Source organism: Desulfoscipio sp. XC116 (genome assembly GCF_039851975.1).
Taxonomy (GTDB): Bacteria; Bacillota; Desulfotomaculia; order Desulfotomaculales; family Desulfallaceae; genus Sporotomaculum.
Genome location: NZ_CP156660.1, coordinates 2,927,951 through 2,952,861, shown reverse-complemented (window position 1 = coordinate 2,952,861; position 24,911 = coordinate 2,927,951). Strand labels below are relative to the sequence as shown.

The 24,911-nt window shown below is 48.8% G+C and carries 23 protein-coding genes; 21 read left to right on the top strand and 2 right to left on the bottom strand.

From position 1 onward, the window contains the following. Window positions 1-3: 3 nt before the first annotated feature. Complete coding sequence (locus tag ABDB91_RS14155; protein WP_347488353.1) at window positions 4-1,287, bottom strand: sulfite exporter TauE/SafE family protein; 1,284 nt, start codon at window positions 1,285-1,287, stop codon at window positions 4-6. A 609-nt stretch (window positions 1,288-1,896) separates the two neighbouring features. On the opposite strand from ABDB91_RS14155, the gene ABDB91_RS14150 reads away from it, so the two are divergent. The 3 genes from ABDB91_RS14150 (at window position 1,897) to larA (ending at window position 4,684) form a co-directional block, all read left to right on the top strand. Then, window positions 1,897-3,024 carry a radical SAM protein gene (locus tag ABDB91_RS14150; RefSeq protein ID WP_347488352.1) on the top strand — a complete coding sequence of 376 codons (1,128 nt, stop codon included), beginning with the start codon at window positions 1,897-1,899 and terminating at the stop codon, window positions 3,022-3,024. Window positions 3,025-3,079: 55 nt separating this feature from the next. After that, window positions 3,080-3,229 carry a hypothetical protein gene (locus ABDB91_RS14145; protein ID WP_347488351.1) on the top strand — a complete coding sequence of 50 codons (150 nt, stop codon included), beginning with the start codon at window positions 3,080-3,082 and terminating at the stop codon, window positions 3,227-3,229. Between the two features lie 204 nt (window positions 3,230-3,433). Next, window positions 3,434-4,684, top strand: a complete 1,251-nt coding sequence (gene larA / locus ABDB91_RS14140; protein WP_347488350.1) for a nickel-dependent lactate racemase — start codon at window positions 3,434-3,436, stop codon at window positions 4,682-4,684. A gap of 160 nt (window positions 4,685-4,844) precedes the next feature. Here larA and ABDB91_RS14135 read toward each other — a convergent pair whose 3' ends face one another. Then, window positions 4,845-4,994 (bottom strand): hypothetical protein, encoded by a 150-nt coding sequence (locus ABDB91_RS14135; RefSeq protein WP_347488349.1) that lies wholly within the window; start codon window positions 4,992-4,994, stop codon window positions 4,845-4,847. A gap of 177 nt (window positions 4,995-5,171) precedes the next feature. On the opposite strand from ABDB91_RS14135, the gene ABDB91_RS14130 reads away from it, so the two are divergent. The 18 genes from ABDB91_RS14130 (at window position 5,172) to murG (ending at window position 24,822) form a co-directional block, all read left to right on the top strand. Further along, entirely contained in the window at window positions 5,172-5,303 is a 132-nt protein-coding gene (locus ABDB91_RS14130; RefSeq protein WP_347488348.1) for a hypothetical protein, read from the top strand. A gap of 238 nt (window positions 5,304-5,541) precedes the next feature. Further along, complete coding sequence (locus tag ABDB91_RS14125) at window positions 5,542-6,807, top strand: D-alanyl-D-alanine carboxypeptidase family protein (protein WP_347488347.1); 1,266 nt, start codon at window positions 5,542-5,544, stop codon at window positions 6,805-6,807. A gap of 191 nt (window positions 6,808-6,998) precedes the next feature. Then, the gene (locus ABDB91_RS14120) at window positions 6,999-7,451 is read left to right on the top strand and encodes a Fur family transcriptional regulator (RefSeq protein WP_347488346.1); all 453 of its coding nucleotides are present in this window, start codon (window positions 6,999-7,001) and stop codon (window positions 7,449-7,451) included. Between the two features lie 97 nt (window positions 7,452-7,548). Continuing rightward, window positions 7,549-7,698: a histidine kinase gene (locus tag ABDB91_RS14115; RefSeq protein WP_347488345.1), complete on the top strand. Its 150-nt coding sequence runs from the start codon at window positions 7,549-7,551 to the stop codon at window positions 7,696-7,698. Window positions 7,699-7,761: 63 nt separating this feature from the next. Beyond that, window positions 7,762-8,733: a patatin-like phospholipase family protein gene (locus ABDB91_RS14110; protein ID WP_347488344.1), complete on the top strand. Its 972-nt coding sequence runs from the start codon at window positions 7,762-7,764 to the stop codon at window positions 8,731-8,733. 32 nt (window positions 8,734-8,765) lie between these two features. Continuing rightward, the gene (locus ABDB91_RS14105; RefSeq protein ID WP_347488343.1) at window positions 8,766-9,857 is read left to right on the top strand and encodes a hypothetical protein; all 1,092 of its coding nucleotides are present in this window, start codon (window positions 8,766-8,768) and stop codon (window positions 9,855-9,857) included. Between the two features lie 2 nt (window positions 9,858-9,859). After that, on the top strand, window positions 9,860-10,636 hold the full coding sequence (locus ABDB91_RS14100; RefSeq protein ID WP_347488342.1) for a histidinol-phosphatase HisJ family protein: 777 nt from the start codon (window positions 9,860-9,862) through the stop codon (window positions 10,634-10,636). Window positions 10,637-11,129: 493 nt separating this feature from the next. Further along, window positions 11,130-11,828, top strand: a complete 699-nt coding sequence (locus ABDB91_RS14095; RefSeq protein ID WP_347488341.1) for a response regulator transcription factor — start codon at window positions 11,130-11,132, stop codon at window positions 11,826-11,828. A 966-nt stretch (window positions 11,829-12,794) separates the two neighbouring features. Continuing rightward, window positions 12,795-13,232: a division/cell wall cluster transcriptional repressor MraZ gene (mraZ, locus tag ABDB91_RS14090; RefSeq protein ID WP_347488340.1), complete on the top strand. Its 438-nt coding sequence runs from the start codon at window positions 12,795-12,797 to the stop codon at window positions 13,230-13,232. 17 nt (window positions 13,233-13,249) lie between these two features. Beyond that, complete coding sequence (rsmH, locus tag ABDB91_RS14085; protein ID WP_347488339.1) at window positions 13,250-14,245, top strand: 16S rRNA (cytosine(1402)-N(4))-methyltransferase RsmH; 996 nt, start codon at window positions 13,250-13,252, stop codon at window positions 14,243-14,245. A 3-nt stretch (window positions 14,246-14,248) separates the two neighbouring features. Next, window positions 14,249-14,779 carry a cell division protein FtsL gene (locus ABDB91_RS14080; RefSeq protein ID WP_347488338.1) on the top strand — a complete coding sequence of 177 codons (531 nt, stop codon included), beginning with the start codon at window positions 14,249-14,251 and terminating at the stop codon, window positions 14,777-14,779. 27 nt (window positions 14,780-14,806) lie between these two features. Beyond that, complete coding sequence (locus tag ABDB91_RS14075) at window positions 14,807-17,005, top strand: stage V sporulation protein D (protein WP_347488337.1); 2,199 nt, start codon at window positions 14,807-14,809, stop codon at window positions 17,003-17,005. Between the two features lie 166 nt (window positions 17,006-17,171). Next, a complete protein-coding gene (locus ABDB91_RS14070) occupies window positions 17,172-18,650 on the top strand; it encodes a UDP-N-acetylmuramoyl-L-alanyl-D-glutamate--2,6-diaminopimelate ligase (protein ID WP_347488336.1) in 1,479 nt (492 codons plus the stop codon). Further along, window positions 18,638-20,089 (top strand): UDP-N-acetylmuramoyl-tripeptide--D-alanyl-D-alanine ligase, encoded by a 1,452-nt coding sequence (murF, locus tag ABDB91_RS14065; protein WP_347488335.1) that lies wholly within the window; start codon window positions 18,638-18,640, stop codon window positions 20,087-20,089. Before ABDB91_RS14070 ends, murF begins: the two co-directional genes overlap by 13 nt. A 45-nt stretch (window positions 20,090-20,134) precedes the next feature. Next, window positions 20,135-21,121, top strand: coding sequence for a phospho-N-acetylmuramoyl-pentapeptide-transferase (gene mraY, locus ABDB91_RS14060; protein ID WP_347488334.1), 987 nt, complete (start codon window positions 20,135-20,137; stop codon window positions 21,119-21,121). A 101-nt stretch (window positions 21,122-21,222) separates the two neighbouring features. Then, window positions 21,223-22,575 (top strand): UDP-N-acetylmuramoyl-L-alanine--D-glutamate ligase, encoded by a 1,353-nt coding sequence (gene murD, locus ABDB91_RS14055; protein ID WP_347491612.1) that lies wholly within the window; start codon window positions 21,223-21,225, stop codon window positions 22,573-22,575. A gap of 11 nt (window positions 22,576-22,586) precedes the next feature. Next, window positions 22,587-23,702, top strand: coding sequence for a putative lipid II flippase FtsW (gene ftsW, locus ABDB91_RS14050; protein ID WP_347488333.1), 1,116 nt, complete (start codon window positions 22,587-22,589; stop codon window positions 23,700-23,702). Between the two features lie 13 nt (window positions 23,703-23,715). Further along, a complete protein-coding gene (gene murG / locus ABDB91_RS14045; RefSeq protein ID WP_347488332.1) occupies window positions 23,716-24,822 on the top strand; it encodes an undecaprenyldiphospho-muramoylpentapeptide beta-N-acetylglucosaminyltransferase in 1,107 nt (368 codons plus the stop codon). Window positions 24,823-24,911 lie beyond the last annotated feature (89 nt).

Sequence of the window (24,911 nt, the reverse complement as noted above, 5' to 3'; positions counted from 1 at the left end):
AATTTATTCCCCCTTTCCGCCGGAGGCAAGTACGGACTCTTCCCGCAGTTTGGGTACGTTCTTAATAAATACGCCAATGACCCATACGGCAAATACTCCAACAATACCAAAGAAAATAACTGCACCGATTTGGGCAATGATATCGGCCGTTTCCTTGGTCATGGAAATATAACCCATCTGTCTCAGCCCGCTGGGCAGGTCAAACAATCTGTTTACAAAGCCCGCCATTATGGTAATGGCGTAAAAGCCGCGAATATAGATGCCGGGTACAACTTTGGTGGTGATGGCGCCGATTTGAATGCCCAGCAAGGAACCCACCAGCATACCCATGGCCAGGGTATAGAACACATAGCCGTAAATGGCATACTGGGTAATAGCACCAAAGCCCGCGGTAAAAATAATTTGGAGAATATCAGTACCGACAGTGGTAAAGGAGGATACGCCGAGACCATAAACGAACATGGGAAAGGTCAAAAAGCCTCCGCCTACACCCATGATAGCAGCCATGAAACCAACAACGGCACCGCAGATAGCTACGAATAGACCGGAGATCTTTCTGCCGCCGGGTGTGATATCTTCATCAAAAGTAATCATAGGCGGGATGTTAATGGACTGCATTTTACTTGCCGTACCGGTCAAACCGGTGGGTCCTCCGTGGGCGTCACCGGAATCCGCAGACTTTCGAGATCTAAAAAAGTCGGTCATAGCGTAGATACCCAAAAAACCAAGCATGATTACATATACCAAGCTGATTACAAAACCACTGAGTACAGGGTTAAAGTTAAAGAGTGCCCTGTTTAACATGCCGCCGCCGGTAACTCCCAGCATTGAGCCCGCTAAAAAAGCTATCGCTAGACCAACGTGTACATTACCCAGCTTTTTATGGACTACGGTGCCCATAATGGCTTTGGCGAAAATGTGGAACTGGTCTGTCCCTACGGCCATAATCCCCTTAACACCCATGCTCATCAGTGCGGGAGTGATGATAAAACCGCCGCCTGCACCGATACAGCCGGTGATTAGACCCGCGCAAATGCCAACCAGAATAGAACCATAAAAGATAGTCGGATTGTAAAATGAAGGGCCGTAAGACGACTTGCCCCCGATTATTTCCGGTAACCCGGCGCCGCCTGCGGCATGGGCAATAGCCGGTATAAGAATGGGCAGCAGCATTACGAATAATAGGATTACTTTTTTGCGATTTCTTAATATTGCGTTGGAGTTGGCAATTTCCCATTGGGCATAGGACCTTGATGCCTGCGTCAGGCCCTCATAAAACCTCCTCATGATTCTAACCCCCTTTTTTTAAACGATTTTATTAATTAAAAACTACTGTTGTTGATTAACTTGAATCTGACTTCTCTATATTAATCTTGTGTATTGTTGTGATACTCCGGGGTCAAGGGGTCCCCGGGGTAATGACAAAAATGTTTATTAATTAATCTTGTTTATCGGTGTTTTAACTGGTCTCGGATGGTGAATTATTTCACAAATGTAGTGAAAAAAAATGCTCCATTTTTCCACTTTTCGTTATTACCACACCCTTTCAGGTTAACGTTTTATAATTCCCTGCACATACCTCCTCGTTTTTTTATTAGCTAACCAGTCGACATCTTAGCCGGTATAATACAGCAAGCTTTTTACTTGCCGGAAGTTGTTGAAAAGGTTGTAAATCACGTGTCTGCTTAATAATAAGTATATATATGTCACTACTTTTGTCAATAGCCCCATGTAAATAATTTCACAATCTATAGTGATTCTGGAGACTGTAATTTTGCGCTTTTACGCCTAACTTGCAGCGCCCGATATAGTAATATATACTTTTTAAAGAATATTTTATTAAAATTTTATATTTCGGTTGTTAATTAATGGAACAGGATTTTCGGAGGGGATATTGTGCATATTGAGCAAGGCCCGATAAGGCCGCCCAGCGAAGCGTCCAGTTTGCTGATCAGGATAACCAGAAATTGCCCGTGGAACAGATGCGTCTTTTGTAGTACGTACAAGGGTAAGCAGTTTAGCCGGCGTTCGGTTGATGATATCAAGCGGGACATAGATACGCTGGCCCGTGTTGTTGAGCAAGTCCTTCAAATCGCTTGGCATGAAGGCCGGGGAGGGCGGGTAAATAGTCAGGCGGTTAGCGAGGCGGGTTCGCGCTATGGCCATTTGCACTATCATGTAGCTCAGTGGATGTATTACGGTGCTAAAAATGTATTTTTACAAGATGCTAATTCATTAATTCTAAAAACCAATGATTTAGTGCAGATTATTAAATATCTGCGTTCTGTTTTGCCGTCGGTGGAAAGGTTAACCACATATGCCAGAGCTGATACGGCATCCAGAAAAAGCGGGGAGGAATTGCGGGAATTGCGGGAAGCCGGCTTGGTCAGAATACACATGGGTATGGAATCAGGCTCCGACATAGTATTAAAAATGATACAAAAGGGGACTACCGCCAAACAATTAGTCGAAGCGGGTCGGAAAATCGGGGCTGCGGGTATCTCTCTTTGCTGGTATATCATGCCGGGGTTGGGCGGTAAAAAATATTCTCGGGAACATGCTCTGGAAACAGCTGCCGTGATTAACCGGGGGAACCCGGATTATATCCGGTTTAGAACCTTGTCGGTGCTGAAAAACACTCCGCTGTATGAAATGATGCAAAACGGTGGGTTTGCGCCATTGGATGAAGATGAAGTAATCAGAGAACAGCGGTTATTGCTGGAGTCACTGGAAGGGGTAAATACAACCGTGGTGAGTGACCACATATTAAATTTACTGCAAGAACTGGAAGGCACTTTACCAGCCGATCGGGACAAATTATTGAGTATTATTGACCGCTACCTGAGCTTGACACCGAAAGAAAAGGCTCATTTTCAGCTGGGCAGGCGGGCCGGGGTCTATGCATTTTTGGATGATATGCAGGACCCGAACAGGTTTCCATACGTGGAAAGATTACTCCGAGATATAGATAATCCCGAGCAGCTAAAGGCGGAACTAGCCAGAATGCGCCGCCAATTTGTATAGAGCGGGTGGTCCGGGGTCAAATAATAGACGATAATGTTGATACGGAGGATGGCTTATGCCTAACAAGAAAGGACAAAATAAAAGAAGCGGGCCTGAAAAAATAGCTATTGGCAGGCTGGTTGTTGATCCTATATTTCTGTTAATCTTTTTATTCTTTACGGCTTGCTCACTGCTCATGTTTTTTGTGCTTTGGCTTGCCGGTTGATCCCCGGTATCTGCTGTCGAATTTCTAAAGAATGAAGGCATCTGTTAAGATGAACCGCATATCATAAACCTTGTTTGGCTACACTATTTCTGTCGCCAAACAGGGTTTTTATTGTTATGGAAAGCTGCTATGGACGGATTTATATATTTTATGGTCGCTAAAAGCCGGCGGTTTTTTTTAGGTCCGTTGAAACAAGGTGTGTTTATGAAATTTAAAATGAAATACGGGCGTGGTCATCTGCATCTGGACTTGCCTGACGATCATGTGCATGCGGTTATTGAGCCATCCTTTCCCCCGATTGGAGATCCCGAGTCCTTAATAAAAGCAGCCTTGCGAAATCCTATTGCTTCTCCGGGGTTGGCCGGGCTGATAAAAGATAAATGCCCGGAGCGGGTGGTGATCGTGGTTAATGACCATACCCGCCCTACCCCATACCGTTATTTATTGCCACCCTTGCTGAATAATTTGCTGGAAGCCGGAGTTGATAAAAACGCCATAACCTTTCTGGTGGCCACCGGAGCGCATCGGGGCAATACAATGGATGAGCATATAGATTCGCTGGGCGCGGCAGTAAGGGGATATAAAATTATTAACCATGACTGCCGTGGAGAGCTGGCCCGTTTAGGTGTGTTAAGCAACGGAAGTATGCTGACGATAAATCCCTTGGTTGCCGGGGCGGATATGATTATATTAACGGGGTTGATTGCACCTCATGAACTGGCCGGTTTTTCAGGAGGGCGCAAATCCATTCTTCCCGGGGTGGCGGGAATCGAAGCGGTGACAAGCAATCATGCCTTGCTTACCGCCGGGGGAATTGGTGCCGGAAAGCTGGATGGCAACCCGGTGCATCGTATCATGATGGAATCACTAAAAGCCGTACAGCCGGATTTTATTGTTAATGTTGTAGCGGATGGCGGGCAAAGACCGGTCCATGTGGCAGCGGGCGATCCTGAAAAAGCCTGGTTGGCCGGGGTTGAATTGTGCCGGGAGGCAGTTAAAGTAAGCAGCGGGAAAAAGGCCGAGGTTGGCTTGGCAAGTGCCGGGGGACACCCCAGAGATATTAATTTATATCAGGCCATAAAATCAATGCGCAACGCGGCTAAACTGATTTCCAATGGGGGCACATTGGTGATTTGCGCCGAATGTTCTCAGGGAGCCGGCCACACCGTGTTGGAAAACTGGGCTGCCGAGGCGAAAACTCCTCAGGATATGACCGCCAGGCTGAACAAAGAATTTGTTTTAGGTGGTCACAAAGCGCACTTACTAGCCGAGCTGGTTGAACAAATTTCTATTATATTAATTTCCTCCATGCCTGAACACTCGGTGGGCAATTTTTTTATGACCCCGGCTCAGGATTTTATTGATGCATTGAAGATCGTTGCCCGCAAGCACGGAGATAAATATAACGCGGTCGTTATGCCTGATGCGGCATTACTAATGCCTGAAAATGAATAAACATGCTTATTTTGCATATTAGGGCTTTACTGTACTATACTTTACTGCACTGTGCTGTACTATAATTGAGGGGATCGTCTGTTTAGCGATCCCCTCAATTATGAACCAAGTCTAATTTGACTTGCACGACTTTTCTTTCCTTATAACTCTCCTTCCTTTTCTAGTGCTCCGGGTGGCGTGATACCGCCAGCAGGTAGATTTCCTGCCCGTCCTTGTTGCTATTCAGTTCTTTTTCTGCACTGATTAGGTGGCTCAGCTGCTTTTCACTTAAATTAGCTGCTTCCATCCCTTTGCTATCAATATTGGCCATATTATAAACCTCCTTATCATGCGAATATGAGAACAACCGTTACATGGCTGCTAAATAATATTTTTACCGGTTAGAGTTTTTTTATGAACTATAATGATTCATTATTGACCTGCCTGTCCATTGAAAATATAATATTAACGAGAACGGTTTTCCTTATCAATGACTGGAGGATGTTCTATGACGCTGGATAAGGTAAGACGAGGCGATTTGATAAAAATAATATCCATTGGCCGAAGCCTGGCAAGAAATATTAATGTTGAATTGCTGGCCCGGACCGGGGAGACAAGGACAGTTACCCCCGAGCTATAAGGTGAACCGTACTGGGTTATAAGTGAATAAGTAGTGCCCCGGGTATACCGGGCTTTTTTATTGCTTTAACCATTAGGCGCCAAGGATGGAAAAATAATTATGAGTGCTTTAATCCAAAATGATATTGGACCGGGACAGAGAAAAATTGTATTCTATTCAATGAAAATTTTATTCAAAACGGTCTTTGCGGTAAAGTATAATCACTGTTAAAAAATATCAGTCAGGAGAAGAAGAGGATTTGATAAAAAAATTTGTAGCTTGGCCTGTTATTTTATTGATGATACTTGTTTGCGCTGTACCTGCTTTTGCTGATCCGGACACTGTGCCGCAGCCAATGGGTGAGGCCGCGCTGTTAATGGACAGCGATACGGGACAGATATTATACAAAAAAAACGTTGATCAAAGAATGTACCCGGCCAGTACCACCAAGATTATGACTACCTTGTTGGCTCTGGAAAACTCTTCTTTAGATGATATGGTTACAGTGAGCAAGCGGGCGGTCGAAATAGGCGGTTCCCGTGTCGGGCTGCAGCCCGGAGAGCAGTTGCCGCTGAAACACCTGCTATATATACTTATGCTTAGTTCAGCTAACGATGCGGGTATTGCTATTGCAGAGCATGTGGGCGGCTCGGTGGAGAATTTTGCTGATATGATGAATAAACGAGCCAGGGAATTGGGGGCGCGAAACACCAACTTTGTTAACCCGCATGGTATGCCCGATGATAATCATTATACTACTGCCCGCGACTTAGCGTTAATCGGCCGGCATGCTATGCAAAATACTACCTTTCGCCGGATAGTCCGGACGCTTAATTATAAAGCGGAGCGTAAAAAGAATATGTCTGAGGAATTATTACAGCAGGTGGAGAAATTAGAGAACATTTACGGGCCGGTACAAGAGGATTTCTATAATCATAATAAGTTGCTGGGGAGTGGCTATTACGGCTATAACGGCGCCAATGGTATTAAAACCGGCTATACCGTGGATGCGGGGCAGTGTATAGTGGCGTCAGCAAAACGGGGGAACCGGGAAATGATTGCCGTGGTACTGAAGAGCCAGGGTGCCAACTTATGGGCTGACGCTGCTATGTTACTGGATTATGGTTTTGATAATTTTAGTTTGGTGGAACTGGTTAAACCAAGGGAAATGATCACCGACGCTATTGTGAGGCACGGGGCCAAGAATGCCGTACTGGAAACCGCAGGTTATTTATATTATAACTTTCCGGTGGGTGAGACACCGCAAGTTACCCGTTCCGTTGAGCTGGCGGATGATCTAGATGCCCCTTTAAAGGAGGGAGATAAGCTGGGTGAGTTGGTGCTGACAGCCGGCGGCCGGGAACTTGGCCGGGTGCCTTTGCAGGCCGTGTACCCTGTTGCCCGTAAAATCAACAGTTACTGGTGGTTCTGGGCCGGGATAGGACTGGCAGCCATGTCGCTGCTGTTATTAATGAAAACATGGCTTTCGCACAGACGCTCCCGAAGGCGGATAAGACGCTGGTAAGCAACTAACCACTGCTATCTATAAAAGATGTATATTATTACTGTTGGCAAGCCCCCGGTCATCTCCGGGGCTTTTGCTTCTAAATATTGATAGGAATATCGAAAAAAAATATTATTGACATACGTTCATATTGACAGGACTGTGAAATGTTTTATATACTATTCACATAAGAAACGTTTGGTGGTGGTTTAATGCGCGGAGTAATCGGAGAAGTAGAGGAAAAATTGCGTGCTCACGAATACAAAATGACCCCTAAACGGGAGCATGTGCTTTGCGTGTTGTTGGAGAACAAAGATAAGCATTTGAGTGCCGAAGAAGTGTATAACCTGGTGAAGCAAAGAGTACCTGATGTGGGATTAGCTACGGTTTATCGCACGCTTGAGCTTTTTTCAAATTTTGATATCATACAAAGCACGGATTTTGGCGATGGACGTAAACGTTATGAATTTGGTACGGAGAACAAGGATGGGCACAGGCATCATCATCTTATTTGTATTACATGCGGTAGAATTATTGAAATGAACGAGGATTTATTGGAAGACTTAGAGGACCGGGTTACCAACACTTATGACTTCACCATCAGTGATCACGAGCTGAAGATTTTTGGCCAGTGCGGGGATTGTACGCGAAAGAATAAAAAGTAACAGTGGAATTAAGGTTGATTATCGATTAATTGTCTTTACAATTTAATATTAGCGCCGGTGTTTGAGAGATCTGTCACAAGGCTGAGGGGTGTAGACTTTGTTTGAACGGGAAATCAAGATCAAGGAGCTAAAAGAGCAAATCGCTGACTTGAAAAAAAGGTTTCCGGCTCATTCTTTAAAACCGTCTATGGTAATCCAGTTGGAGGAATTGGAAGAAGAGCTGGACCGGCTGCAGCGAGAAAAATAGCACACAATACCATCGCCTTTTCATACAATGGTAGTAGTACTTGAGATGAGGCGGTGGTTTTTTATGGCTGCCAGACCGCTGGTGGGAGTGGCATTGGGTGGCGGGGCCATACGGGGTATGGCTCATATAGGGGTTCTGAAAGTATTAAAAAAAGCCGGCATTCCCATTGACATAGTGGTTGGAACCAGTTCAGGCGGCATTGTGGCTGCTTTATACGCCTCTGGTTACAGTCCGGAGCGCATGGAGCAAATAGCCATGCAATTGCGTTCGCGTGATATTTTTGATTATGGAACCATGCTTTTCAACTTGTTTTTAATAGCCGGGGATGTTATAGCCCGCATATTGCATATACCTTACCCGATAAACAGCCCGATGGGGCTAATGAGGGGCCATAAAATCAAAGCGTTGCTTAACAAATATGTTGGTTGTCAACGTTTGTTTGGTCAGACCGAAATTCCATTGGGTATAACAGCCGTGGATGCGCGAGACGGCACGCTGGTTGTATTCCTGGACCGCAATTCTGATTCCAATGTAAAACAATTTATAATGGCTAAATACCCCGACGGTGCAGAGGGCGGCTCACCCATAAATTTACGCACAATGATTCCGCCAAAGAACGTATTTATCAGGGGCCAGTCGGTGGCACTGGCTGCCAGGGCCAGTGCCGCCGTGCCGGGTATTTTTGAACCTGTGCGGTTGGGTGATCGCATACTGGTGGACGGGGGCATCCGGGAAAATGTGCCGGCCTATGCGACGCGCTGCATGGGGGCTGATTTTGTTATTGCCGTTGATGTAGGGTACAGCGGTCGCCGGGTGGACGGAATAAGCAATATAATTAAGCTTTTAGGCAACAGTTTTGAAATTGTTATCTCCGAGGGGATTAACCTAAAACTGGAACGTTATGCCGATGTAGTGATACGGCCCGTAATCAATGCTGATCCCTGGGATATTAAGCGCGTGAGATACTGCATTGACCAGGGAGAATTAGCGGCTGTTAAAGCGCTGGATGAAATTAAACGAAAGTTATATAATTAAAACTGGTTTACATTCTTTTTGGAGGGATTGTTTTGGCAGCTACTTTTGAATTTACACCCCGGGGATTGGCTGCCGGTATCGGCAGTATGCCTTTTGTGGAAGCCGGTCCCGCGTTGCAATTAATCCGGCGGAATATGCCTGTTATTCCCCACTGGCCCCAATTGCCCCGGCGTGGTGGGGACGAGGGTTTTGTACACCAGTTCCTTGACCCTTTGGTAAGAATAGGCCTACTGGAAAAAAGAGGGGATAAAGTAGTGTTTCCGGTGGATAGCCAGGATTGGCCCAATCGGCTTACCGAGTTTTATTCCGTCTATTTGGCCGCTGAAGCGGGGGATGAGAAAGCTCTTAAGACATTTGCTTTTCCTCCGGCATCCGCTTCGGGCTTTTATGCTTTTATGGAAGATATACGGGCCAATGGTACCGGTATGGCCCGTTATTTAAAGGGACACCTGGCCGGGCCGCTGACCATTGGCTTTCAGCTAAAAGATGAGCGGGGCAGACTGGCTTATTACGAGGAACAGCTGCGGGACGTGTTGGTTAAAACGCTGGCGATGCATGCCTGCTGGCAGGCATCGGAATTGAGTAAAATGAGTCTGCCGGTGATAATTTTCGTGGACGAGCCTGGCGTACGGGTATATGGCAGCAGCAGTTATATCACTGTCACCCGGGAAATGGTACTTAACGACTTAAACGCAGTTTTTGCCGGCATACATACCGCGGGCGGGCTGGCCGGGGTGCACTCCTGTGACGCTATCGACTGGTCATTGTTGTATGAAGCTAATTTGGAAATAGTTAATCTGGATATCTACCAGTTTGGCGAATCTTTGCTTCCCTATGTGAAGGAAATGAAAAAATATCTGGAACGTGGTGGTGTAATAGCCTGGGGTATTGTACCCACGTTGGATAAGGCTTTTGACGAGGACGCGGATACGCTGCTGGCCCGGTTGGAACGACTTTGGACGGAGCTCGGTAAGCGTGGCGTGGAGCGGGTGATGCTGTTGCGACAGAGCCTGATTACCCCGGCCTGCGGCACTGGTTTGTTGGAGCCCGCGCTGGCGGAGCGAATTTATCTGCTTACCAGAGAGGTATCAGAGAAAGTTATGGCAATGGCGGCTGGTATATAGATATGCTTTTGCCGGATTATCATATACACACCGCCCGCTGCGGACATGCCAGAGGTGAAATGTGGGAATACGTGGAAAGGGCTTTGGAATTGGGGTTGCCGGAAATAGGTTTTGCCGACCACATTCCTATGTACTGGCTGAGTGAAAAGGATCGGGACCCGGGTATTGCCATGTCGCTGGATATTCTTGCGGAGTATGTAAACGAAGTGGAAATACTGCGCGCAGCTTATCCCCACATCCCTATCAAGCTGGGTATAGAGGCTGATTACATACCTGGTTTTGAGGGGGAGCTAAAAAAAATATTGGGCCGGTATCAGTTTGATTATGTACTGGGTTCGGTGCATTTTATAGACGGCTGGGGATTTGATAACCCTGCTTATCTGGATAAATATAAGCATATTGATATAGACGGCTTGTTCCGTCAATACTTTAGTTTGGTGCGACAGGCTGCTCGGAGCGGGCTTTTTAATGTGCTGGCCCATCCGGACCTAATTAAAAAATTCGGTTACCGGCCACAAGGCGACTTGCGGGAGGTATATGATAAAACTGCCCGTACATTTGCGGAAGCGGGCGTTTGCGCAGAGGTCAATACTGCCGGGCTAAGAGTACCGGCGAGGGAGATATACCCCGCATTAGGCCTGCTGCAAGCATGTAGAAATTATGCGGTACCGGTAACCACGGGCTCCGACGCTCATGAGCCGGGGCAGGTTGGGTATCAATTCAAGAGTGTTCGATATTTTTTACAAAAAGCGGGTTATGCGAAGGTATTATTTTTATAGTAAAGTCGAGATTGGTTGAAAATCTGCAATAAAGGATTAAGATAGTGGAAGCCGATAGTTGTATATGGTTGATGAAAAAGTGATGGAAGTTTAGCTGCGATGTTGGTTGTACTGCCTTATTAATAATTTAAAAGACTAATACTTCTCTTGAAAAGACATACTTTTATTAAGAAATATAGTATATTGGATCAAATGATGTAATATAATTTAAAATTATGTAATAAATTTATTATGGTGCTAATGTTTATTACCCCTGGAAACGGCTTCTAAGTATGGTATACTAATGTAGAAAGAAGATATAATACTAATACCTATACCGAAAGGGCAATCTTTCTTAAAGGGAGAGCGCAAAGCCAGGAACTGCATTGAAGGCTTTATTAACTAACTGGCTGCCGAAGATAGGCAATTTCCGCCTTTCTTCGGCTTTTATTATTGCTGCATATATGGCAATATCTTACAGATTTACATGGAGAATTACTTGGAGGCGGGGTATATGAATAAAATCCAACTATTTGTTTTAAGCGACAACCAGGCTATGCGTCAAGGCTTGTCTGCTATATTTACTTCTAATAAGGGTTTTGAAATCATTGGCGTGAGCAACTGCAGAGAGGATACAGCTAAAAACCTCCAACAAATACAACCTGATGTGATTCTTTACGGATTAGAACCGGGAGAAAATGTTGCAGCAATAATACAAATGATAAAAAAGGTTTGTCCTTATACAAAAGTATTTGTGTTTAGCACCGGCAGCACATATGAGGAGGTTCGTGCCGCAGTCAATATGGGAATTGACGGTTGTATCTCTGAAACTATGCTTCCTTGTCACCTGGTTAGTGCGATAGAGTTAACTTGTAAGGCGGGTGTAATGTGTCTGCCATGGTCTTTGAAGTGTGTTTTTAATAATAATGAGAACTTGCCCGGTTGTGAGATGAGCGTTGAAGATAAAATGGAAAATTATGAAGCAGGCGGAAGGCTGCCTCTTACGGTCAGGGAGCTGGAGATATACAAGCTTATAGTGCGGAATTATTCAAATAAGGAGATAGGAAAAGCGCTTTACATAAGTCAACCTACGGTTAAGACACACGTAAGCAGTATTTTACGCAAGCTGGGATTAAAAAATAGGACGAAAGTTATTCTTTTTGAAATGCATAACAAGTATTTGGTGAATATGGATGATGTAATGAATGAATGATACCACACTTTAGGTGCTTTAGATATTGTAATAATCATACTTAACGTCATTCAAACGGTGGATGTTTAAAAAAAACATGTTTGCTAGGATAAAGGTGCAACGAAAGTTAGCACCTTTTTTGTCGTAACGGAGGTTATTATATGCAAGCTTTTCGTCTCTTATTGGTAAGTAGTGTTCAAGTATTTTAAAGCCATAGCCTAGAGAACAGATAGGCCAAACGGGTTCTATTGAATGAGACAAAGTGGGGCGCCCTTTATACTCATACCCGGGTGCGATGTATAAAAGGTATTATTTTGTTAACATAACATAATATATAAGTATCAAAAGAAATGGGGAAAATAAATATTAACAGTGCAGGGAAAAATAATTTTAAATTTATAAGGGTTGTGTGTGGGTGGTAATTATCATAAGCGCCGGTTGTCAAGTTAATTGGTGATTATCTGTAAACATGCCGGCCGGGGAAAAGAGGGGTGCTAGCGATGGAGCTCTTAATATTTACTTGTGCTTTGGTCTTGTTCTGTGCGATTATTATGGTAGTAAGCACAGCTGCGAAATGGCCGTATGAAGGGAACCGGCCGGGACAAAACCCCGATAAGCAAGCTCAAAATCAGGCTGTACACTTAATTAATATAACAGATGATTTAAGAGAAAACGGGCCGATAGGCATAATTGTTTACCGTGTAAAACAGCCGACCGGGTTTGATATATATAATAAGAGAGGAGAAATCATAAAAAATAAATTTCCTCCTGACACGGGATTATAATTTGTTCCGGCATATATGGGGCACACGAAATTTTACCGTAAACCAGAAGCTAACAGCTCTGGTTTATTTTATTTGTGCGGGAAAATTTTTGGCTGGGACTTTAGAACTATTGAAGGAGATTTAAAAAAAATATAGAATGAGTTAATAGTGGTACAAAGTGGGGTAAAGTGGTTTTATAGTGTAATACAGTGGGGTGCCCGGCATGTTTTTGGGTGAATACCAGCATACTATAGATGCTAAGGGAAGGCTGATTGTACCGGCCCGCTTCCGCGAAGGCCTGGGCGATAAATTTATCGTTACCAAGGGTTTGGACGGCTGTCTGTTTGCATATCCTCCGCAGGAGTGGTCTGCTCTTGAACAGAAAATGCGCTCCTTGCCCTTTACCCGAGCTGATGCCCGGGCTTTCGTTAGATTTTTCTTTGCCGGTGCCGCTGAGTGTGAATTGGATAAACAGGGACGAGTCTTAATAACGGCCAATCTTAGAGAGTATGCCGGGTTGGAAAAAGAAGTGATGGTAATTGGTGTTTCCAGCCGGGTGGAGGTCTGGGCTAAGGATCGCTGGGAAAAATATAATACAGAATCCGCATCGTCTGTAGAAGAAATTGCTGAAAAGATTGTGGATTTTGATTTGGGCATATAATAATCAAGGTGATTGGTTTGCGAACAAATGACTGTAATTATGATAATTTCCCTTTCAGCCACAGGCCCGTTATGATCGGTCAGGTGTTGGAAGGACTAAACCCCGGTGTGGCAGGGGTTTTTGTTGACTGTACTATTGGCGGGGGCGGGCATGCCCGTGCCCTTTTGGAGTCTACCGGCCCCGGTGTGCAATTAGTGGGATTGGATCAGGATGCCGCGGCGCTGGAGGCTGCGGAAGCCAAACTATCCCCTTATACCGGCCGTTTTACTTTGGTGCGATCTAATTTCAAAGAACTTCCCCTGGTGCTGGCGGAGCTTGGGCTTGATGCCGTGGACGGTTTCTTGTTTGATCTGGGGGTGAGTTCTTATCAATTGGACAACCCCGGCAGGGGTTTTAGTTACATGCATGACGCGCCGCTGGATATGCGTATGGATACTGCCGGTCCGGTTACTGCACGGGATTTGGTAAATAAACTGTCCGAACAGGAATTGGCTGTTCTCATAAGGCGTTACGGGGAAGAACGCTGGGCGTCGAGAATAGCCGCCTACATTGTTAAGTACAGAAAAAACAGCGTTATTTCCACCACCGGGGAACTGGTGGAGATAATTAAAAGCGCTATTCCGGCCCGGGCTCGCCGGGAAGGTCCGCATCCCGCCAAACGCACTTTTCAGGCATTGCGCATAGCGGTAAACAATGAGCTGGATATTTTAACAGGTGCTTTTCAAGCGGCTGTAAAGCGGCTTAAACCCGGCGGTCGTCTTTGTGTAATCACCTTTCATTCACTGGAGGACCGTATTGCCAAGAAAACATTTACGGAACTGGCCCGGCCGTGTAAATGCCCGCCGCAGTTTCCCGTATGTATATGCGGTCAAAAGCCTCAAATAAAACTGCTTACCAGGCGGCCAATAACTCCGTCTGGTGAAGAGTTGGATGAAAATCCTCGTGCTCGCAGTGCCAAGCTGCGGGTGGTGGAAAAAATAGGCTCTGTTCTAAACAGCCGGGAGGGTGAATAAATTTTGATAGTAGCCAGGGAAAAAACGGAATATTACGGTCTGCCCGAAATGCCCGCGCAAGATAAGCGTATTCGCAGGCGCCCGGCGGTGCGCGGGCTGCTCAGAAAAGAGAGATTGGCCTTGACGGGCTTGGTGCTGCTCGGTCTCTGCTGCTGCCTGATTATAGCTTTTTATTACGCCCAGGTGCTGATCACCGGGTATCGGATTGGCACGGCTGAAAAGGAGCTGGCCCGGCTGCGCGTGGAGAGCCATGACCTATATGCCGAGGTTAATCAATTGACCAGCTTGGAAAATATCGAGGCTATAGCGGTGCACCAGTTGGGAATGATTGAACCGCAGAACGATCGTATTGTAGTTGTGCGGGAAGTTAATCCTGCGGAACAGCAAACGGTTGTAAAAAAAGAGGGCGATACCGTAAAAGACCAAGCTAACGCCCTGGGACATTCTACGGATAAACAGCGGGAACAAAATTGGCTGATCAGAGCTTTTGCCGACATGGTCGGCCGGTTGGAGGCGAGTATTCAAGCAGGCTAAGATGCGCTAAATTGGAGGTCTTGGCGAATGTACACAACCAATGTGAGTATGCGCAAAAGGTTGACCTGGGTTTTTATTATAGCCAGCGGGCTATTTATAATATTAATGAGCAGGTTGGCGTGGGTGCAGTTTGTGCATGGTGGTGAACTGCAAAAAAAAGCGCTGGAAGTACGCTTGCGGGATGTTCCCGTGGAAGCTAAACGGGGCGCGATTATGGATCGCAATGGCCATGAATTGGTAACGAGTATTAGCGTTGATTCCATCTATGCCACCCCCAGCCATGTGAAAAAACCGCGGGAAACCGCGGAAAAGCTGGCCCCTATATTAGGGATGGACGTTGAGAAATTGCACACCAGCTTGAGCAAAAAGTCCTCTTTTGAGTGGATTAAGCGCAAGGTGGACAGTGAGGTATCCGAAAAAGTAAGGGAATTAAACCTCCCGGGCATTGGTTTTGTGGAAGAGAGCAAGCGTTATTATCTGCATCCCACCTTGGCCCCTCACGTGCTGGGTTTTACGGGTGTGGACAATCAAGGACTTATTGGCATAGAAAAAAGCTATGATGCTCAATTGCGGGGCCAGCCGGGCCGGATTGTTACCGAATATGATGCCGCCGGCCGCCAGGTGCCCGAGGCCATTCACCAGTATATACCTCCCAAGCCGGGCTATGACTTGGTGCTGACCATTGATGAAACCATCCAGTATTTTGTGGAGAGAGAGCTGGACAAAGTGGTAGACCAGTATAGTCCCAAGTTCGCTCTGGCCATTGTTATGGATCCGGAAACGGGTGGTATTTTAGCAATGGGTAATCGGCCCACCTTTAATCCCAATCAATGGGCCGAGGAACCGCGTGAGGTTTGGGATAAAAATCCCGCTATTTGGTATAACTATGAACCCGGCTCCACCTTTAAAATTGTGACGGCCGCCTCTGCTTTGGAGGAAGGAACGGTGCATGTTGGCGATAGTTTTTATTGCCCGGGCTATATTAAAGTGGCCGACCGTATTATTCGCTGCTGGAAAGACGGCGGCCACGGCAGTGAGACTTTTGCCGAAGTGGTGCAGAATTCCTGTAACCCCGGTTTCATTGAAGTGGGTCTTGATTTGGGCAAGGATAATTTTTATAAATATATCAAGGCCTTTGGTTTCGGTTCACCCCTGGGTATCAGTCTACCCGGTGAGGCCAGCGGTATTATTATTCCACAAAAAATCGTCACCAATCTTAATATAGCTACCATGTCCATTGGGCAATCCATTGCGGTGACGCCTATTCAATTAATTTCTGCCGCCGCCGCGGTAGCCAATGACGGCATGCTCATGAAGCCGCAATTAGTCAAGGAACTGCGGTATAATGGTAAAACTATCGAAAAGATCAAGCCGGAAGAGGTACGCCAGGTTGTTTCGGTGGATACTTCGCGCCAGTTAAGGGATCTATTGGAAAGTGTAGTGGCGGAAGGTACCGGCAGTAATGCTTTCGTAGAGGGCTACCGGGTGGGAGGCAAAACCGGCACGGCTCAGGTGGTGGGCGAAAAAGGTGGTTATGTGAGCGGCCGGTATGTGGCATCTTTTGCTGGTATGGCACCTGTTGACGACCCTAAAATGGTCATGCTGGTAGTTATTGTCGAACCCCAGGGCGCGTATTACGGCGGGGTGGTGGCGGCCCCGGTATTTCAGGCTATTGCCCGGGATACTCTGCGTTATATGGGCTTACCCGAGGTACCCGGTCAGAAAAAGCCCAAGCAACCTTGGGAAACTGAAGTTCCCGTTACGGAAATCACGGTGCCTAATGTACTTAATTACCCCGCTGATGAAGCGATTAAGGCACTGAAGGCCGCCGGGCTGCAATCTCAGACCAGCGGGGAAGGCGATATTGTATATGAGCAGACGCCGGGTGCCGGGGCCCGGGTTAAACAAGGCACCGGTGTGATATTGAAGCTGCGGCCCGCTAAAAAAAGCGGTAAGGACGGTGAATTGATTACTGTGCCCAGCTTGCAAGGTTTGACCATTAAGGAGGCCGGTAATTTACTTGAGGAAATCGGTTTGCGCCTGGTGCCCGAAGGCAGTGGTTTGGCTGTGGAGCAAAGCGCCAAGCCCGGTGCGCAGGTAACCGGCGGAACAGCGATCAAGGTTAAATTTGTGCCGCCCGGCCAAGATGAGAACGATGATCAATCATCCTCCGAGGGGGACGCGGCTCGAAAGCCAAACAATATTGCCAATCCATACGCCAACTAACCGGTAATTTATCCGGAGTTTTATCAATGGTATTGATGAGCTGGTGTTGATGTAAAGTCGCCGCCGGGCGGTTATTTAACCGTCCCGGCGGAAGTGTTTTTAGGGATTTTTAGGATAATTATTCTAGTAATGGAAATAATCAATAATAAACTAAGGGGGCTTTGGGGTGCTATTATCAAACCTGTTGGCGGGACTGTCGTTGTCGGAGGTAGCGCTGGTTACGGACCGGCGGATACGGGGTATAGCTTACGATTCACGGCAGGTTGAGCGGGATTATTTATTTGTGGCCGTCAAGGGTTTTAAAACAGACGGCCATCTGTATGTACCAAATGCCGTAGAGCGGGGTGCCTGCGCCGTGGTTATGCAGGAAGCGGTACCGGTACCCGAAGGCGTTTCCCGTGCTTTAGCGGTAGACACCCGCAAAGCGTTAGCTGAGCTAGCGGCTAAATATTATGATTATCCCGCCCGGAAAATGAAAATGGTGGGAGTGACAGGTACCAATGGTAAGACTACTACTGCCAATCTGATTAATGCCATATACCGGGAGCATGGTATGAAAACAGGATTGATTGGCACTATACATAATTGTATTGGTGACCGGGTGCTGCCCGTAGCACATACTACGCCCGAATCGGCCGACTTGCAGCGGCTCTTGGCGGAAATGGCCGGTGAGGGGGTGCAGGCGGTGGTTATGGAGGTTAGTTCACACGCGCTGGTGCTGCACCGGGTAGAGGAATGTGCCTATGATACAGGGGTATTTACCAACCTGACCCAGGATCATTTGGACTTTCACGGTGATATGCAGCAATACCTGGAAGCTAAAAGTTTGCTGTTCGCCGGGCTGGGGGGGGACACCTGTAAACCGGGCTGTAAGTGTGCCGTAGTCAATGCGGATGATCCGGCGGCAGGGGGGATAACAGAAGCCTGTACCGTACCGGTAATCACTTACGGGTTGCGCAATGACGCGGATATTAAAGCCCGGGACGTGCGGGTGACGGCACGCGGAGTGGCGTTTCAGGCGGTGGCGGGCGGTAAAAAATTAAATCTGCAACTGCGCTTAACCGGAAAATTTAATGTTTATAATGCTTTGGCAGCGTTGGCTGTCGGAGTGGCGGACAATATACCGTTGTCCACTATAAAGGCTGCGTTGGAGCGGGTGCCCGGAGTGCCGGGCCGCTTTGAACTGGTGGACCGGGGGCAGCCTTTTGCTGTGGTAGTCGATTACGCGCATACTCCGGACGGGTTGGCCAACGTGCTGGCTACTGCCCGGGAAATTACCACCGGCAGGCTGATTACAGTGTTCGGCTGCGGGGGGGACCGGGATCGGGCTAAACGTCCCTTGATGGGTGAAATTGCCGCTCGGATGAGTGACCTGGCGGTGGTTACTTCCGATAACCCTCGTTCCGAGGAGCCGTTGACCATCATTGAGGATATATTGGCCGGTGTCCATCAGGTGGAGGGTGCTTGCTATAAAGTTGTTCCCGATCGCCGGGATGCCATTGGGCAAGCTATTTGCGGTGCATCTCCCGGCGACGTGGTGCTTATCGCGGGCAAGGGCCATGAGGATTATCAAATAATCGGCAGCCGGCGTTTGCGATTTGATGATCGCGAAGAGGCCTGGAGTGCTCTGGAGTGTCGAAAGTAATTGCCGATGATTATTTTCAAGTGTTCTTTTTGGGGAGGTATTTCTTTAAAGTGAATACTATGACGGTGGGTGAGGTATACCGGGCTGTTGGCGGCAGATTGCTGCAGGGCAATGAGGACGTGACGGTATCTCGGGTTTGCACTGATACCAGGCAAATTGCCCCCGGGGATTTATTCTTTGCCCTGCGGGGAGAAAAATTTGATGCACATGATTTTGTAGATCGTGCCGTGGCCGGCGGGGCCGGTGCGCTGGTTGTAAGCCGGGACGTGGAGGTGCGGAGCGGGGTGCCTTTAATCAAAGTGGGCGACACCCTGGCAGGTCTGCAGGCCCTGGCGGCGTACCACCGCCGGCAGTTCGCCGTGCCTGTAGTGGGCATTACGGGCAGCAGCGGCAAGACTACCACCAAGGATATGGTAGCGGCTGTACTGGAGGGCCGCTGGACGGTTTTAAAGACCAGGGGCAATTTTAATAATGAAATCGGCCTGCCCCTTACTTTATTTGAATTCTCCCCGGAACATGGGGCTGCGGTTGTGGAAATGGCCATGCGGGGTCCGGGAGAAATCCATGCTCTGTGCCGGATAGCCAGACCGACTTGCGCTGTCATAACCAATATCGGAGTGGCTCACCTGGAAAGGCTGGGCTCACCGGAAGGCATTGCCCGGGCCAAGGGTGAATTACTGGAGCATATCTCGGCTGATGGGTTCGCTTTGCTGCCGGGGGACGGTCACCTGGCCCGGGAGCAGGCGCGGCGCTGTCATGGCCGTGTTTTATACTTTGGCCTCGAACCGGGTCTGGATATCTACGCCCGGGAGGTGCGCCGGGAAGGGTCCGGCAATCGTTTTACCGTGGTCATGGGTGATATGCACCATGAGCTATACTTGCCTTTGCCGGGAAGGCATAATGTGCGGAATGCTCTGGCCGCCTTTGGTGTGGGTATTATGCTGGGATTGAGCCCCGAGCAGGCGGCCGTTGGACTTTCCCGGGTGGTTCTTTCCGGGATGCGCATGGATATCACTGATATCTCAATAAACGGGGGAACGGTGACTATAGTAAATGACGCGTATAATGCCAACCCTGATTCTGCTTGTGCCGCACTGCAATCTCTGGAGGAGGTTGCCGCAGGCACCCGGCGGGCGGTGGCGGTGCTGGGCGATATGCTGGAGCTGGGCGGCGGAGCCGTGGAAGGACACCGGCGGGTGGGCGCCGCGGCAGTGCGGCACCGGGTGGCTCGGCTGATCGCTGTCGGTGAACTATCCCGTGAAACGGCCCGGGGAGCTCGACTGGCGGGTGGCGTGCCGAATGGCATAGTAAGCTGTCAAAACAATGATGAAGCATTGGATGTGCTGCGGGAAGTATTGAAGTCCGGTGATGTGCTTTTGGTCAAAGGTTCCCGTGGTATGCATATGGAGGAAATTATTAAAGGCTTGTTGAAAGACTAATTGGTATTTTGGGGGAAAGAATTAATCAGGGGAGTAGTATAGAAGATGAGCATAGTTTCAAATCCATATATCATACGGGCATTTGTGATTGCTCTGGCAGTGACCCTGGCCCTGGGGCCGATCTTTATTCCGCTGCTGCGCCGGCTTAAATTTGGCCAGAACATCCGCAGCGACGGTCCTTCCCGTCACCTTGCCAAGGCCGGTACGCCTACTATGGGCGGTGTGATATTTATTACCGGAGTGCTGGTTGCGGGGCTGATTGTCGGCGGTCATAATCAAGATGCTTTAGTGGTATTGGGTATAACCTTTGGTTATGGATTAATTGGTTTTATAGATGACTTTATTAAAGTGGCCCTAAAGCGGTCTTTGGGGCTGCGGGCCCGGGAAAAACTGCTGGGCCAAATTTTGCTGGCCACATTACTGGGAGTGCTGGCCATTACGGCGCTGGGCCGTGATACCGGCATTGCGGTGCCGTTTGGCAGCTTGTTAACCGGCCACCAGGTGGTGCTGGAATTAGGCACTTGGCTTTATGTTGCTTTTGTTGTGCTGGTGGTGGTGGGTACGACCAACGCTGTAAATTTTACTGATGGCCTGGATGGCCTGGCGGCCGGTGTAACTGTGGTAGCTGCGTCCGCTTTTGTGTTTGTAGGGACGCTGTCCGGCAGACCGGGCGTGGCTCTGGTTATGGCGGCACTGGCCGGGGGGTGTCTGGGTTTTTTATTCTATAATCGATACCCGGCCCGGGTTTTTATGGGCGACACGGGTTCACTGGCCCTGGGCGGTGCAATGGGTGCGGCGGCGGTGCTTACCGGTGCCGAGCTTTTTTTGCTGATTATCGGCGGTATTTATGTACTGGAAGCCGTTTCGGTGATACTGCAGGTGTTTTCATTTCAAGTCTTCGGCAGGCGCATATTCCGCATGAGTCCTTTGCACCATCATTTTGAGCTGGGCGGCTGGAGTGAACGGCGGGTAGTACGCACTTTCTGGCTGGCATCAATTTTTTTTGCGGCCCTGGGACTATACGGATTTTAGGCAATTGGCATCACAGCCGCCGGTGCCGGGTGTTAATACTCAAAAGCAGCGTGGTAGTGATTTAAATAAGTCACGAGGCTCAAATGAAAGAAGGTAATCCTATGGACATTAAGGATAAAAAGGTTCTGGTGGTGGGGGCCGGCAAAAGCGGCATCGCGGCAGCCCGCTTTCTATTGCGCAAAGGCGCTGCGGTGGTGCTCACTGATAATCGGGATAAAGAAAAATTTTGCGGTGTGCTTGATGAACTGCTAAATGCCGGTATGCAAGCCGAGTTGGGAAGCTATCCTGTTGTGCGGGAAGGCGTGTTTGATCTGGTGGTAGTCAGCCCCGGTGTGTCCCCGGGCGTGCTGCCGGTGGCTTCAGCCAGACAATGCCATATCCCTGTGCTGGGTGAGCTGGAACTGGCTTACCGTTTTGCCGAAGCTCCGATGGTGGCCATTACGGGAACGAACGGTAAGACCACTACCACTACGCTGGTTGGTGAAATATTTAGGGCCGCGGGGCTGCGTACCATGGTAGGGGGTAATATTGGACTGCCCCTGGTGGATGTGGTTGAGGAATACGGTCCCCGGGATATAATCGTAGCCGAGGTTTCCAGTTTCCAGCTGGAAACGGCGGACCATTTCCGTCCCCGGGTGGCAGTGCTGCTTAACATTACCCCCGATCATTTGGATCGCCACGGCACTATGGATGGTTACACCGCAGCCAAAGCCCGCATCTTTGCCCGGCAGGGGCCGGATGACTTTACCGTGCTTAATTATGACGACCCGGGAACAAGGGCGCTGGCTGATTCTACCTGTGGCAAAGTCATATTTTTTAGTCACAGGCATAATTTAAAAGAGGGAGTTCTTGTCCGCGGGGATATGATTACGGTCCGCTTTAGAAATATGGATACTGATATTTTACCGGTCGGTGATGTGGCTATTCCCGGATTGCATAACCTGGAAAACGCCCTGGCCGCGGTAGCGGCCGCCCATGCGCTTGGGGTGCGGCCTTTGGTATTGGCCCGTACCCTGCGTTCTTTCCCCGGGGTGGCCCACAGGTTGGAAACAGTGGCGCAAAAGAACGGGGTACTGTTTGTCAATGATTCCAAAGGAACCAACCCCGATGCCAGTATCAAAGCGCTCGAGGCCTTTGACCGGCCCATTGTCCTGCTGGCTGGCGGGCGTAATAAGGGCAGTGATTTTACCGAATTTGCCCGGCTGGTTAAACAAAAGGTGCGGGTGCTGGTGGTGCTGGGTGAGTGTGCGGATGAAGTGGAACGGGCCGCCCGGGCGGCGGGCTGTAACAATATATTAAGGGCACCCGGCTTTCGCGAGGCGGTACTGATGGCGTGCACCTCGGCCCGGCCCGGTGAGGTGGTGTTGTTGTCGCCGGCCTGCGCGAGCTGGGATATGTTTAAAAACTTTGAAGAGCGGGGCGACCTGTTCAAGGAGATTGTAACTGATTTGTAGGAGGTTGTAGTATGCGTATGCGCAGGGGAGCACCGGACTTTATAATGTTTTTGACTGTGCTGATGCTTTTAAGTATTGGTTTGGTTATGGTGTTCAGTGCCAGCGCGTACTTCGCCGGCGACCCGGAAGGTCCTTTTCGCGACCCCTTTCACTTTTTTAAGCGTCAGTTATTTGGTGCGGCATTGGGCATTGGCGTTATGTTATTTATGATGAACTACGACTATCATCGTTTGAAACGCTGGGTGGGGCTGATGCTGGTAGCTGCCTTTATTATGCTTTTACTGGTGCTGATACCGGGTATCGGTATGGCAGTCCTGGGTGCCAGACGCTGGATAGACTTAGGGTTTATTAGTTTCCAACCTTCGGAATTGGTTAAAATATTTATTATTACCTTTACGGCCTATGGCCTGGCTCAGAAAAAAGAGCGTATTCAAAATTTAAGTGCGGGATTGATGCCCTTTTTAATAATAACCGGGCTGGCTTCGTTATTGATATTGCTCCAACCGGATTTGGGCACGGCGGCCACGCTCTGCGGCACTATATTTATCATGCTGTTTGCCGCCGGTGCCCGGGGTGGGCACTTGACGGGACTGGCGGGCTTGGGTGTTGCCGCGGTGGCGGCGGCTATTTACTTTGAACCTTACCGGATGAGCAGATTTACCGCTTTTCTGGACCCCGAGGCCGACCCTACCGGGGCGGGCTGGAATATTTTAAATGCTTTAATGTCTCTGGCTTCAGGAGGACTCGTTGGTATGGGGCTGGGGCAGGGGCGGCATTCCAAGTTCTTATTCCTGCCCGAGCGGCATACCGACTTCATTTTTGCCGCTATTGGCGAAGAGTTGGGTTTTATCGGGGGTTGCCTGGTAATACTGCTGTTTATTTTACTGGTATGGAGAGGTTTTCGGGTGGCTATTACCTGTTCTGATACCTTTGGCAGCCTGTTGGCCGCCGGTCTGGTATCCGGTATAGCGCTGCAGGCCTTTGTCAATATAGGGGTGGTGACGGGGTCATTGCCTGTTACAGGCATCACTCTGCCTTTTGTCAGCTTTGGTTCCACGTCACTGATTTTTTCGCTGATGGGCGTGGGCATTATATTGAATATTTCCAGGTATACTTCCCGGAAGTAAAGGGGTGAAATATTTGCGATTTATTGTAAGCGGCGGCGGCACCGGGGGCCATATATACCCGGCGCTGGCCATCGCGGGCGGCCTTAAAAAGCGTTTTCCGGATTGTGCGATTATGTATATCGGCACCAACCGGGGACTGGAGGCCGATATCGTACCCAAGGCGGGTTATGAGTTCCATGCCGTCCGGGCGGTGGGTATTAAACGCAGCCTTTCCCGGCATAACCTGAAAGTGCCCTTGGAAGCCTGGGCCGGCTATCGGCAGGCCCGGCGGCTGATCCGCGATTTTGCTCCCCGGGCGGTATTGGGCACTGGCGGTTATGTGTGCGGACCGGTGGTGCTGGCTGCCGCCAGGATGAAAATACCCACCTTAATTCATGAACAAAACGCTTTGCCGGGCGTTACCAATAAGATTTTGTCCCGCGCGGTTGACCGGGTGGCGGTTACTTTTGAGGATGCTTTAACATTTTTTCCCCGCCGGGCCTCGGTGTATCTTACCGGGCTGCCGGTGCGCGATGAAATAATTTCCGCCGGGCGGGAGCGGGCCAGGGAAAAATTCGGAGCGCATCAAAGCGAGCTGTTGGTGCTTTCCTTCGGTGGCAGTCAGGGGGCGCGCACCCTAAACCGGGCGGTGGCCCAGGCACTCCAGTACTTGGCGGGTATACCGGAATTGCGTTTGCTGCATGTAACCGGCAGCGGTCAGTACGAGCAATTTATGGACATGCTGCAGAACGAAGGTCTGGGGCGGGATATGCCCGATAATATTACCGTGGTTCCTTATATGTACGAGATGCCCGAGGCTATGGCAGCGGCGGATCTGGTGGTCAGCAGGGCCGGTGCCGCCACTCTGGCTGAAATTACTGTTCGGGGTGTACCTGCCTTGCTGGTGCCTTTCCCCTATGCCACAGGCAATCACCAGGAGCATAATGCCCGGGCACTGGTATCCCGGGGTGCGGCTGAAGTAGTTTTAGACGCCGATTTCTCCGGCCCTTGTTTGGTGGAGAAAATTAAACAGCTGCTTGCTGACCGCCATCGGCTGAAAATTATGGCCGAGGCCAGCGGCAGGTTGGGCAGGCCCCACGCTTTGGATGATATTATTAACCTTGTTCAGGAAATAATTTAGATAAAACAGCTGGTTATTCATGGCTGTGCAGCTGTAGTTAATACTCTGACAGAAATGGACAGGCCCGGGAGTTTGCATGCTTTGGATAG

What these genes read in the sequence shown, in the direction of transcription:
- ABDB91_RS14155 (WP_347488353.1), bottom strand. Translation starts at nt 1,287, where the DNA reads ATGAGGAGGTTTTATGAGGGCCTGACGCAGGCATCAAGGTCCTATGCC.
- ABDB91_RS14145 (WP_347488351.1), top strand. Translation starts at nt 3,080, where the DNA reads ATGCCTAACAAGAAAGGACAAAATAAAAGAAGCGGGCCTGAAAAAATA.
- larA (WP_347488350.1), top strand. Translation starts at nt 3,434, where the DNA reads ATGAAATTTAAAATGAAATACGGGCGTGGTCATCTGCATCTGGACTTG.
- ABDB91_RS14135 (WP_347488349.1), bottom strand. Translation starts at nt 4,994, where the DNA reads ATGGCCAATATTGATAGCAAAGGGATGGAAGCAGCTAATTTAAGTGAA.
- ABDB91_RS14130 (WP_347488348.1), top strand. Translation starts at nt 5,172, where the DNA reads ATGACGCTGGATAAGGTAAGACGAGGCGATTTGATAAAAATAATATCC.
- ABDB91_RS14120 (WP_347488346.1), top strand. Translation starts at nt 6,999, where the DNA reads ATGCGCGGAGTAATCGGAGAAGTAGAGGAAAAATTGCGTGCTCACGAA.
- ABDB91_RS14110 (WP_347488344.1), top strand. Translation starts at nt 7,762, where the DNA reads ATGGCTGCCAGACCGCTGGTGGGAGTGGCATTGGGTGGCGGGGCCATA.
- ABDB91_RS14100 (WP_347488342.1), top strand. Translation starts at nt 9,860, where the DNA reads ATGCTTTTGCCGGATTATCATATACACACCGCCCGCTGCGGACATGCC.
- ABDB91_RS14095 (WP_347488341.1), top strand. Translation starts at nt 11,130, where the DNA reads ATGAATAAAATCCAACTATTTGTTTTAAGCGACAACCAGGCTATGCGT.
- mraZ (WP_347488340.1), top strand. Translation starts at nt 12,795, where the DNA reads ATGTTTTTGGGTGAATACCAGCATACTATAGATGCTAAGGGAAGGCTG.
- ABDB91_RS14075 (WP_347488337.1), top strand. Translation starts at nt 14,807, where the DNA reads ATGTACACAACCAATGTGAGTATGCGCAAAAGGTTGACCTGGGTTTTT.
- mraY (WP_347488334.1), top strand. Translation starts at nt 20,135, where the DNA reads ATGAGCATAGTTTCAAATCCATATATCATACGGGCATTTGTGATTGCT.
- murD (WP_347491612.1), top strand. Translation starts at nt 21,223, where the DNA reads ATGGACATTAAGGATAAAAAGGTTCTGGTGGTGGGGGCCGGCAAAAGC.
- ftsW (WP_347488333.1), top strand. Translation starts at nt 22,587, where the DNA reads ATGCGTATGCGCAGGGGAGCACCGGACTTTATAATGTTTTTGACTGTG.